Below are 12,550 nucleotides of genomic sequence, written 5' to 3' on the forward strand. Positions count from 1 at the left end.
TCAACAACAGTATCTTAAAATAAGTTATTTTTAAAAAAATATTATCAGGGGGTAACAATGAGGAAATTACTACTTTTATTAGCCTTCGTACTTTTGCCAATCATTACATTTTCTCAAGAAGTTCAAAATGCAATTAATCATGTTGGACCAAGTACGGGTTCATCCAATACAGAAGGTGTAAAGGGTGATAACACACTTCCACAAAATTTATCAGAAAGATATTTCCAATTTGAAACAAAAATGCGTGCATTAAAATTAAGTGGAAATAATGTAGGAAGTAATTATATTGAGCTTCAAAAGCAAATCGATGCTGAAACTAAACAAGGTGTAACTGAACAGGGGAAGTTTTACAATGGAAATTTGTATCAAAGTTCAGAAATACAGGAGGTGGATGCAATTGGTAACTCAGCAGTACTTATTAAAAACGGTATGAAAGGAATTGCGACTGCGACAGAACAGCGCGGAGCAAATGCCGGGAAAATATGGGCTGTAGCAGGTTTTCAGGGCGCGGGTTCATCTGCAAGTCCTGATTCTTTAAGGATTTTTTATTCAACAAATGGAGGAATAACTTGGGTACTTTATGCTTTGGCAACTTTAGGAGGTACAGATAAAATAAATCAGGGAGAAATAGATTGCGAGATAATAGAAAGCACAACCGGAGATAAGTTTCTTCATGTTGTTTATGGTTTAAGAGGAACAGGCGGAACCGGAAAGTATTTTGTAGGAGGATTATCATTAAACATAACAACATTTGCAGGAGTTGCTTATGCGTTTTCATGGCCCGGAAATAATGCAGCGTTAAGATATTATATGCCCCGAATAACTTCCGATAATGCCTCCTATCCAGGTAATTCATGGTTATATATCGCAATATCGTTTGATTCTGGAGGTATTAATACTCAAAAGCTTGTAAGATGCACTTCGCCGTATACTACTTCCCCAGTATGGAGTTATAAAGCAGATAAAATCTGGTGGCAACAAGGTGGTTCAACCGCTCCACAAAGAATGCTTTACACTGATATAGCATATTTCAAAAATGGAACAAGTGATTCACTTATAGTTTCTTATAGTGGTGTTCCGGACAGTACAAAAATATTTTTCTCCAAGATGGCTATTAGTGGTATATCCCCATCAGTATCAGGACAGTATATAAGTTCGGTAGGCGGAAGTGAACCAAATAATTACAAACATTCTGCAAAGTTATCCTCAAATGGGATTGACAACGGCAGTATAATTTGTATTTTTAATCAATCAGGTACGACTGAAGGAGTGAAGTATTTCAGAACAACAAATTACGGTAATTTTAATACAATATTCCAAAGTGTTATATGGACAGCCTCCGGAGGTGTATCGCCACCCGACATAATGGGTGTAAGGGAAGCTAATACACACAGAATAGGATTTTTCTTTTGGGGTGCAACAGACTCACTTAAGTATATCTCAGTTAATTCTTCCGGAGGATTTACAACGAATTCTGCAAAAATGAATGGAATTGCTCTTACTACAGGTGCATACTCACCTGCAGTCGGATTAAGGTTTGTTAGTAATGACAGTTGCTTTGCTTTGTATTCTGCCTCGGGACCTGTTAATATGTGGGCTGCGACAGGATGTTCAGGAACGATAACTAATATTGTGAATACTGAAGCACCTATCGAATTTAGATTATCTCAGAACTATCCGAATCCATTTAATCCTGTAACAAAAATTTCTTATGCATTGCCGAAATCAGGACTTGTTAATTTAAAGGTTTTTGATATACTTGGTAAGGAAATTGCGACGCTCGTTAATGAAGTAAAAAATGCAGGAAATTACACAGTTGATTTTAGCGGGACAGGTTTAACGAGTGGTGTATATTTTTACAAACTTGAGAGCAATGGATTAAGCGATATTAAGAGGATGATGTTAATTAAGTAAAGTTGAGTATAAGCAGGGATTAGAAATTGTTTGAAACCCGCAATATAGAAAAGTATTGCGGGTTTTTTATTTAATACTAACACATAAAATCATTTTATAAGGATTTTCTTTTAAATTGATTATTCTTTGCATTATGATTAATTTCACAAAATAATTGAAATTAGAAAGGGGGCATGTCTTCCACGGTAATGAAGCTGCAAAATATGGCAGCAGTAATAATGTACTGAATGACAAAGTTCTAGTTCTGAATCAGAATTATGAACCGGTAACAATATGTAATGTGAAGCGTGCTATAGTATTATCTTATCTGGGAAAAGCCGAAATAGTATATACACAAAACGGAACAAAAGTGCACACGGTATACAGGAGTTTTGACTGTCCGAGTATAGTAAGATTAGCACTTTTTGTTAGAGTTCCATATAAGAAAATTATTCTTTCGAGGAAAAATATATTACGCCGTGATAATCACAGGTGTCAGTACTGCGGTTCAGTTGTAAACCTTACAGTTGACCATATAATTCCAAAGTCACGCGGCGGTGAAGAGATATGGGAAAATCTGGTAACGGCGTGTGTTAAATGCAACAATAAGAAAGGGAACAGAACGCCAGATGAGGCGAGGATGAATTTGAGGTCTGTTCCGAAGAAACCGTCGCATATCACTTTTATAAAGAACTTTGTAGGCAGTATAGATGAGGGTTGGAAACCATATCTCTATATGTAGTATTGTCTGAAAATTTCCCTAATCAAATAATTATAAAATTTTATGGATATAAAAAATAAGAAGGTCCTGATACTTGGCGGTTGGGGGCTAGTAGGTTCCGCAATAGCCAGACGTATTGTGAAAGGAAATCCAAAACAAGTAGTACTTACGTCACTTTTAAGAACAGAAGCAGAAGATATCTGTTCATTGCTGAACAAAGAGTTCAGGAAGAGGAATTTTTTCGTACCTGCATGGGGTAACATATTCGTACGCGAGTCTTTTAAAGACATGGGCAGAGAGTCGTACATGAATGACGACAAGAAACGTGCAGTTGTTATTGCTGATATTGTTAATGAACTGGACGAGCATATTCTAAAGGCTTCAGCTTTGTACAAACTTCTAGAAAAATTCAAACCTGATATTATTATCGATTGCATTAATACTGCTACTGCGATAGCATACCAGAATATTTACAAATCGTATTATGATGTATTAAAAATAACCAACAGCAAAAATAAAGATTTTGATGAACTAAGAGTAGCATCGGAAAAGATGATTTGCTCGTCATACGTACCCCAGTTAATCAGGCATGTTCAGATAATTTACAATTCAATGCTGAAGTTCAACACAAAGTATTATTTTAAAGTAGGAACGAGCGGTACAGGAGGTATGGGTTTAAACATTCCGTTTACACACAGTGAGGAAAAACCGTCCAGAGTTCTTTTGAGCAAGTCATCGGTTGCAGGGGCTCAAACTCTTCTTTTGTTTCTGATGGCAAGAACGCCCAAAGGTCCTATGATAAAGGAAATTAAACCTACGGCATCGATAGCCTGGAAGAAAATCACATACGGTGAAATAAAAAGAAAGGGGAAACCTATTCCAGTTTACGAAATAGATATCAATAAACCTGAAAAACTTGGCAGTACATTTTCCCCAAAATCAGAGAAAGAATACAGAAAACGCGGATCTCTAAAGACAGTATACATTGATACGGGCGAGAACGGAATTTTTTCAAGAGGAGAATTTGAAGCAATAACCACGAATGGACAAATGGAGTTTGTAACCCCGCAAGAGATAGCCGAAAATATATATCGTGAGTTAACAGGCGGGAATACAGGTAACGATATAATAAGTGCTCTCGATTCATCTACAATGGAACCCTCTTACAGAGCAGGATTTTTGCAACACAGTGCAGTTGAGAAGATAAAACAGCTTGAGAAGAAGCATAAAACGAGTTCTGTTGCATTTGAAATGTTAGGTCCGCCGAGGCTTACAAAATTGCTCTATGAATCACACTTGATTAAGTTAGTTTACGGAAGTTTCAAGAAATTTATTAATGATTCACCTAAGAACAATACTATTAAGCTTTATAACTTAATAAAGAAGAATAACGGATTAAGGAACGAAATTGTTTCAATCGGTGTACCAATATTGCTGCCCGACGGGAAGAGAATATTCAGAGGCCCTGATGTGAAAATACCTGCGATGTCTAAAGGAGACACCTTAAAACTTACAAAGCAAAATGTAGAGAAGTGGACCAAAGACTGCTGGCTTGACCTCAGAGAATCAAACTGGAAAAACTGGAGGCATCGGTTTATAAACATAATGAAAGAAACAGAGAAAAATTATGACAGTACATTCAGTTCGAGAGAAATTTTCCATCATAATTACTGGCATAATTTTGAGGAAATAAATATTGGCAAAATCGTTGGATGGATCTTCATTAATGAAGAGCAAGGTCTTAGAATGAAAGGATAGTATTGAGAAGGAGCCCTAAAAGGGCTTCTTTAGGATATTGTAAAACAAATAATTAAATAATAGAAATAATTGGCAAACATACTTAGTATACTGATATTTCTGCCCATAATACTTGCAATACCAGTTATGTTCTTTAAGAAGGATAATGAGAAGGCAGTTAAGTCATACGCTTTAGTTGTATCAATGATTACTTTTGCGCTATCAGTGGTGCTTTATTTTTCATTTAATACAGACTTCGGTGAGTTTCAGTTTGTAGAAAAGATTTTATGGATTAAGATAATAAATTCATACTATTATGTTGGTGTAGACGGAATCTCGCTTTTGCTGATTATGTTAACGACTCTAATTTTTCTTATTTCAATTATTGCTTCATTTCAAACGATAAAAGTTAGGGTACGCGAGTACTTCTTTCTGATGCTTTTACTTGAGGGTGCTTTAATAGGTGTTTTTACGTCACTTGACATGATACTATTTTATGTATTCTGGGAGTTCATACTAATACCGATGTACTTCCTTATAGGAATATGGGGCGGAGAGGAAAGAGTGTATGCTACAGTAAAATTCTTTCTATACACAATGTTTGGAAGTGTTTTATTGCTAATAGGTATAATATGGGTAGGGTTTTTAGTAGCACCATACGCAGGAGGATTTACGGTAGATTTGCAGCAAATTGCTACGTTTACACAGTACATTCCTGTTGATAAACAGATAGTATTATTCATATTATTTACACTCGGGTTTATGATTAAAGTGCCGTTATTCCCTTTCCATACATGGCTTCCGGATGCACACGTACAAGCACCAACAGCAGGAAGCGTAATACTTGCAGCATTGCTGCTTAAAATGGGGACATACGGCTTGATAAGATTCTCGCTCAATCTTTTTCCAGCTGCATCGATTAAATTAACGCCTTACATTGCGGTACTTGCGGTTGTAGGTATTATTTACGGAGCTTTACTTTCAATAGTTCAGAAAGACATGAAGAAACTCGTAGCTTATTCATCTGTTAGCCATATGGGATTTATTGTTCTTGGTATATTTGCATTAACGGATGTAGCGATGCAAGGCAGCGTTATTCAAATGATAAATCATGGATTATCAACTGGTGCTTTATTCCTTTTTGTCGGAATGATATATGAAAGAAGACACACAAAACTAATAGCTGAATTTGGTGGGATAAGAAAAGTAATGCCCAAGTTTGCAGCTCTTCTTTTAGTTGTCAGTTTGTCATCGATAGGACTTCCTGGGCTTAACGGATTTATCGGAGAGTTTCTAATACTTGTCGGTTCTTTTAATTCTTATAATTTAGGTTCATATTGGTATACAGTATTTTCTGCTACGGCTGTTATATTTGCTGCAGTTTATTTACTCTGGATGTACCAGAGGGTAATGTTAGGACCGTTAGAGAAGGAAGAAAATAAAAATATGACCGACATAACAGGAATAGAATTAGCTACAATTATTCCTCTGCTCGTTTTCATTGTATGGATCGGAGTATATCCGAATACTTTCCTGAAGGTATCGGAGAAATCAGTAAAGAAAGTGCTCTTGAATTATGACAATGCTAAAATTCAAATGTTAAAGGACTTACAAATACATCCGAAAGAACCTAAGACTAATTGAGTTCTGACATACTGATAATATTACCATTTCTATTCTTATTATTATCAATTGCAATACTACCGATAACGTATCATGAATTCTGGGAGAGAAAATATTCCATTATATCCTTTTCATTAGCTATTATTGTTATAGCATATTACATAATTTTTGAGGGAAATGTTGTAAAAGTTTTTCATTCCATCGATGAATATTTTAGTTTCATAACTCTTTTATTCTGTCTTTATTTAGTTTCGGGTGGTATTTATATAAAACTTAAGGGAAAATCAACACCGCTTAGAAATGCATTACTGCTGTTTATCGGTGCAGTAATCTCGAATTTATTCGGTACGACAGGAGCATCCATGCTTTTAATAAGACCTTATTTAGAGACTAATAAATACAGACTTAAACCGTACCAGATCATCTTTTTCATTTTTATAGTGAGTAATGTCGGAGGTTCCTTGACTCCAGTAGGCGACCCGCCTTTATTAATAGGATATTTAAAAGGTATACCTTTCATATGGTATTTTATAAATCTTTATCACATTTGGCTTTTTACCGTAGCATTACTTTTGATAATATTTTTTATTATAGATAAATATTTCTTTGATAAAGTGAAATACGAAGAGCAGGATGAAATTGAAAAAATGGGTGAGAGAGTGATGATTGAGGGAAAGTGGAACATAATACCATTAGTAATAATAGTATTATCTGTACTAATAAATGAACCAAAATATTTAAGAGAAATAATCATGCTATTAGCGGCTGTCTTGTCTTACAAGTTTACACCTGAAAAAGTACATATAAAGAATCATTTTACATTCGGACCTATTAAAGAAGTTGCAATCTTGTTCTTCGGGATTTTTGTAACCATGATACCGGCGCTTACGTTTGTATCTGAGAATTCTGTCAGGTTTGGTCTTGACAAGCTTAGTAATGTTTTCTGGTATTCAGGTATGCTCACAAGTTTTCTGGACAATGCTCCGACATTCCTGAATTTTCTTACGGGTGCCATGAGTGCTGACAAACTGTCAATTGATAATCCATTAATGGTGCTTAATTTTTCAGTTAATAATGTGAAATTTCTTTCCGCAATTTCAATCGCATCTGTATACTTTGGAGCAATGACATACATTGGAAACGCCCCGAATTTTATGGTAAAATCAATTTCCGAACACAGCGGAATTAAAATGCCGGGATTTATTGAGTATATGTACAGGTATTCACTGCTGATTTTACTACCTATATTAATTATAATCTGGTTCGTATTCTTTTGAATATTGATTAATTAATAGTTATTTTAGTATATAATTAAGAATAAAGATTAATATTTCTAAAAGTATACAGAAACCGGATTTAGATTACTGTTTTTACATTAATTAAAATATTAATTGAACAGGAACTTATTTCCGTATAATATGTATTAAATGTTATAGACAAATATCAAATATGTTTAATAAAAAGATAATAATTCCGGTCATTATAATAATGACAGTAGTTAGTATTTTCATAGGGATGAAAATACAGGATGCTATATCCGATGATAAAGTTTCGGATCAGGTAAGAAAATTCAGTGAAGTACTAAATCTTACTTCAAGGTATTACGTGGATAATATTGACAGTCAAAAGTTAACCGAGAGTGCGATACGCGGGATGCTTGATGAACTTGATCCGCATTCGATATACATCAGTTCTGATCAGTTAAAGCGAGTAAACGAAGAATTTCAGGGAAGTTTTGAGGGGATAGGTGTAGAGTTTGATGTTATAAATGATTCTTTAACAGTTGTTTCTCCGATTAGCGGTGGACCCTCAGAAAAGCTTGGAATACTTGCAGGTGATAAGATTGTGAAGATTGATGATGTTTCTGCTGTTAAGATTACACGTGAAGACGTACCCAAAAAACTGAGAGGACCAAAAGGTACAAAAGTAAAGCTATCGATAGTAAGGATGGGAATGAATGAATTACTGGAGTTTACAGTAACGAGGGATAAAATTCCTCTATACAGCGTAGATGCATCGTTTATAATAGATGAGAATATTGGATACATTAAAGTATCGAGATTTGCTGCAACAACATACGATGAGTTTGTCACTGCATTGAATAAGCTTAAAGGTGAGGGTATGAAAAAGTTAATACTTGACCTTAGGAGCAATCCGGGCGGATTTCTGGATCAGGCATTTAAAATGGCGAGTGAATTTTTACCTGCAGGTAAGAAAATAGTTTATACAAAGAGCAGAATAAAAGAATTTGAAGAAGTATACAATTCGAGCGGAGGGCAGTTTACGGATATACCATTGGTTGTTCTTGTAAATGAAGGATCGGCTTCGGCAAGTGAGATTGTATCCGGTGCAATACAAGACTGGGACAGAGGTCTTGTAGTTGGTGAAACGACATTCGGAAAAGGTTTGGTACAAAGGCAGTTTGAGATTTCAGACGGTTCAGCGATTAGAGTAACGACAGCGAGGTATTACACTCCGTCGGGAAGGACTATTCAGAAGCCATATGAAGGCGGAAAATACAAAGATCCAATGAGACTTGACACTCTTCAGGGTGAGAATTTTAATCATGATAAAGACACGAAAGATACTACAAAACCGGTTTTCAAGACATTCGGAGGCAGGACAGTATTTGGCGGTGGAGGTATTACTCCGGATTTCTTTGTGAAACTGGATACACTTACAAAATATTCAGTACAGCTGAGAAGACTTAATTTAATTTATGAATATACAGAGAAATACATGACAAGCAATAGAAAAAGTATTGAGAGCAAGTATAAGAATTACAAAGAATTTATACAAGGGTACACTGTTAGCAGTGAAATGCTAGATAACCTGACAGAACTTGGCAAATCACGGGAAATACCGTTTGATCAATCGGGTTTTAATATAGACAAGAAATTTCTTGAAACTTCCATTAAAGCGCAAATAGCCCGCGATATTTGGGGTAACGAAGGATTTTATGCTGTGTTTATGCTGTCGGACGATCAAGTATTGAAAGCAATAAACCTTATTGAGGAAGCAGCAAAGCTAATTAAGTTATAGATTGAAAAAAACATTTCTAATATTGTTAATTTTTATGCTGGTAACCCCTGCAATACCGCAGAGCGAGAAGATATTGGAGATAGGTGAAGAATTGAATTATTCAGTTTACTACGGATTTATTAAACTGGGTGAAGTCAAGTTCAAAATAACTGGAAAAAATAAAGAAGATAAGAATGATGTTTACACAGCTACTGCATCAATCAAGAGTTTTGAAGCAATACCTCTTGTGAACATCAACTATATATTCGAGTCTCAGATGAATTACAATAAGGGCGAGGTACATTCGAATAAATTCACTGCAACCGAATTCAAAGAAAAATCTATTACAAACATATATTACACTTTTGATTACGATGACAATAAAATAAGAACTCTTAAAGAAGTTGACGGATACGAAAGCGTAAAGCAAGACTTTAACATGGACTTGGAGAAAAATTTTCAGGATGGCTTGTCGCTTATGTACAATGCAAGGCTTCAGTCAATACAGGATAAGACGAAAAACAGCAGCAACAGATTCAATGTACCTGTTTACATTAATGAAAAGGAGTCGTCTGTTAGGTATTCATACAATTTCAAACCAGAAGAAGTAGAAATTGATATGCTAAATTACGATGCAAGGTGCATCAGAGTAGCCGGAGTTGCGGATTTTGTGGGTGTATTCGGATTAACCGGTGAATTTGCAGGTTGGTTTTCAGACGATGATTACAGAGTACCTCTTAAAGCGAAATTTAATGTTACGATAGGCTCGATTACTCTTGAACTTGAAAGTTTCAAGAAAAGAGGATGGAAGGCCCCTGCATTTGTAAAGTAACAATAATACAATGATTTATTTATTAAAAATTGTTAATTTTGTAAAAGTAAAGTTAAATTATAAATTAAATGAAGATTAGAAACATATTATATCTGTTAATATTTATATTTTTATGCAACTCAGTAAACGGGCAGGATGCTCAGGAAATAATTAAGAAAGTTCAGGCAAATTACAACGGCATAAATGATGCAAAAGCCAGTTTTTCTCATACAGGTAAAAATATATCAGAATCGGGTACAATTTACATACAGAAGGAAAGTAAGTACAGAATTGAGACAAAAGGACAGGTATTAGTAACAGACGGTGTGACTTCATGGTCATATTCGATAAAAAAGAAGCAGGTAATAATAGATAATTACAAAGAAGACGGCAACACATTCTCACCGAATAAATTTCTTTTCAACTATCCAGAAAACTTTTACTCAGACCTTGAAGGTTCAGAAACTATATCTGGGATTGATTGTTATTTGCTTAAACTTACACCAAGGAGCAAAGGTAATGTTAAATCGGCAAAAATATGGGTTGACAAAGAAGAGAACCTCATTAGAAAGATTTCCATAGTTTCAAAAGAGGGAACGGATACTTACACATTAAAGAAAATAAACCTAGACAGCGGAATTAGTTCATCGAAATTCACATTCTCACCACCTGCAGATGTTGAAATAATAGACTTAAGGTAATGTTATCTTAGTCTGTTTGAATGAAAAAAACAAAGACAATATTTAAATTCACTTTACTTACAGTTCTTTTACTGTTTTTCATGTATCTTGCTTTTAAGGACGTTGATTTTGAGCGTCTACTTCTGGAACTTTCAAGAACGAGTTATATTTATGCAATTGTAGGTATGCTTATTGGTACGTTTCTTGGCAGTTATATTAGAGCCTGGCGGTGGAAATATCTTTTAGATCCTTTAAAGCCAAACATTAAGGTTTACTGTCTTTTCCCGTCTGTAATGATAGGTTACATGATGAACGCTCTTATTCCAAGGGGAGGAGAAGTTGCAAGACCAGTATTAACTGCTCAGAAAGAGGGAATTTCTAAAGCCTCAACGTTTGGTACTATCGTGGTGGAGCGTATTATTGATATGCTGACAATGTTTTTTGTTTTTGGATTTTGTCTGTTCTTTTTCAGAGAAAAGATATCAGTAGCATTCTATCCATACGATATAGAAATGATTTCATTATGGTCATCATTGGTAATATTAGCGTTTGTATTCGTGGTTGTATTGATGATCTTCAACCTTGAAAAGACAGAAGACATAATAGAAACGATAACAAAAAGGATTTTACCGGCAAAATATCAACCAAAGATTCAAAAAATATTCATATCACTTATAAACGGATTTCTGTTTGTAAAGCATCCAAAGTCATATTTTTACATATTTTTTACTTCAGCTCTTATTTGGATTAGTTATGCTTTATCGACTTATCTTTCATTCTTTGCTTTTGGAATAGACCTTACATACCTTGACGCGAACCTAATTTTGGTAATAATGTCATTTGCAATGACCTTACCATTACCCGGGAACAGTGCCGGTTCATATTATTTGTTTGTAAAAACTGCATTAGTAAGCATATACGGGATTAATCCTGAGACAGCTATCGGGTATGCAATAGTATGTCATTTGTTAGGATTCTTAGGTATTATGGTTTCAGGATTCTACTTTTCGTTAAAAGAGAACTACAAATTCAGTACAGGTTTCGGTGAAGACTCCAACTGAGAATAATTAAACCTTCAATTCCTGTACATTATCGATAAAACCAAAACGTATAATAATTATACAAAACCACTGTTTGTTTATTATACACTACAATATATTGTTTAAACAGGGTATAATATTCTTATATTAAACGAGTGTATTTATATTAAACACACGTATAAAATTTGTACATAATAAGTTACATTAAACAATTTAAACGCATTAAATTAAGAAGTAATACTGGCACGATATTTGATAGTATAATTTATATATAGACGATGAAAACAATAAAAATAAATAATATATCATTAAACAACTGGGGGTTATCATGGTAGCAGTATTAGTAATTTTAACATTCGCAGTATTAGTACTAATAGACATCATTGTATTTAACAGAAGTCCAAAGAGAGCCGGTAATACGAGAGCAATGCAAGTATTTAACTCAAAAGACACAATAATGCCGAGGGAATATTATTATTCAAAGGGTCATACATGGGTAAATTTGGAAAATGAAAGTAAGGCAAGAATCGGATTAGACGGTTTTCTTCTAAATTCACTTGGATCAGTGCATCCGAAGAATTTTGTTAATGTTGGGACTGAAGTAAAAAAGGGTGATGTATTGTTCGAAAGCAACGTAAATCATGTAAACCTGAGATTTCGCTCACCAATTCACGGAACAGTTACGGAAGTGAATAACTTTGACGGTTCATACAAGGATCCTGAGAAATGGTGCGTATGTATAAAACCGGTATCAATGAAAGAAGATTTATCAAATTTAATATCCTCAAGTTCAGCCACAAAATGGGTCAAGAGTGAATTCAGAAGATTAAAAGATTTACTAATTTATTCATCTGAACCAACAGGACTCGCAACAGCGACAATGTACGACGGTGGAAACATAGCGGAAGGCGCAATAAACTACTTTGACGAGAACGTGATAAAAGATTTCGAAGAGCTTTTCCTGAAAGTGTAAAAATAAGTTAAACTGTGTTAAGGGGTACTGTCCAAAACAGTACCCTTTTTT

10 protein-coding genes are annotated in these 12,550 nt (G+C 34.7%); all 10 read left to right on the forward strand.

Annotated features, from left to right (window positions below; all coding sequences use genetic code 11):
• Positions 1–57: 57 nt before the first annotated feature.
• The 10 genes from WC644_09565 to WC644_09610 all read left to right on the forward strand — a co-directional run bounded on the left by WC644_09565 (position 58) and on the right by WC644_09610 (position 12,499).
• Entirely contained in the window at positions 58–1,914 is a 1,857-nt protein-coding gene (locus WC644_09565; protein MFA5012181.1) for a T9SS type A sorting domain-containing protein, read from the forward strand.
• Positions 1,915–2,068: 154 nt separating this feature from the next.
• Positions 2,069–2,635: an HNH endonuclease gene (locus WC644_09570; protein ID MFA5012182.1), complete on the forward strand. Its 567-nt coding sequence runs from the start codon at positions 2,069–2,071 to the stop codon at positions 2,633–2,635.
• Positions 2,636–2,677: 42 nt separating this feature from the next.
• Positions 2,678–4,372 (forward strand): short-chain dehydrogenase, encoded by a 1,695-nt coding sequence (locus WC644_09575; GenBank protein ID MFA5012183.1) that lies wholly within the window; start codon positions 2,678–2,680, stop codon positions 4,370–4,372.
• A 69-nt stretch (positions 4,373–4,441) separates the two neighbouring features.
• Positions 4,442–5,995 carry an NADH-quinone oxidoreductase subunit M gene (locus tag WC644_09580; protein MFA5012184.1) on the forward strand — a complete coding sequence of 518 codons (1,554 nt, stop codon included), beginning with the start codon at positions 4,442–4,444 and terminating at the stop codon, positions 5,993–5,995.
• Positions 5,992–7,251 carry a sodium:proton antiporter gene (locus WC644_09585; GenBank protein MFA5012185.1) on the forward strand — a complete coding sequence of 420 codons (1,260 nt, stop codon included), beginning with the start codon at positions 5,992–5,994 and terminating at the stop codon, positions 7,249–7,251. Before WC644_09580 ends, WC644_09585 begins: the two co-directional genes overlap by 4 nt.
• A gap of 172 nt (positions 7,252–7,423) precedes the next feature.
• Positions 7,424–9,016 carry a S41 family peptidase gene (locus WC644_09590; protein MFA5012186.1) on the forward strand — a complete coding sequence of 531 codons (1,593 nt, stop codon included), beginning with the start codon at positions 7,424–7,426 and terminating at the stop codon, positions 9,014–9,016.
• A gap of 1 nt (position 9,017) precedes the next feature.
• A complete protein-coding gene (locus tag WC644_09595) occupies positions 9,018–9,827 on the forward strand; it encodes a DUF3108 domain-containing protein (GenBank protein MFA5012187.1) in 810 nt (269 codons plus the stop codon).
• 68 nt (positions 9,828–9,895) lie between these two features.
• On the forward strand, positions 9,896–10,507 hold the full coding sequence (locus tag WC644_09600) for an outer membrane lipoprotein carrier protein LolA (GenBank protein ID MFA5012188.1): 612 nt from the start codon (positions 9,896–9,898) through the stop codon (positions 10,505–10,507).
• Positions 10,508–10,527: 20 nt separating this feature from the next.
• On the forward strand, positions 10,528–11,547 hold the full coding sequence (locus WC644_09605; protein ID MFA5012189.1) for a lysylphosphatidylglycerol synthase transmembrane domain-containing protein: 1,020 nt from the start codon (positions 10,528–10,530) through the stop codon (positions 11,545–11,547).
• 307 nt (positions 11,548–11,854) lie between these two features.
• Positions 11,855–12,499 (forward strand): hypothetical protein, encoded by a 645-nt coding sequence (locus WC644_09610; GenBank protein MFA5012190.1) that lies wholly within the window; start codon positions 11,855–11,857, stop codon positions 12,497–12,499.
• Positions 12,500–12,550: the final 51 nt, after the last annotated feature.

The organism is Ignavibacteria bacterium (genome assembly GCA_041649015.1).
GTDB lineage: Bacteria > Bacteroidota > Ignavibacteria > Tepidaquicellales > Tepidaquicellaceae > CAIKZJ01.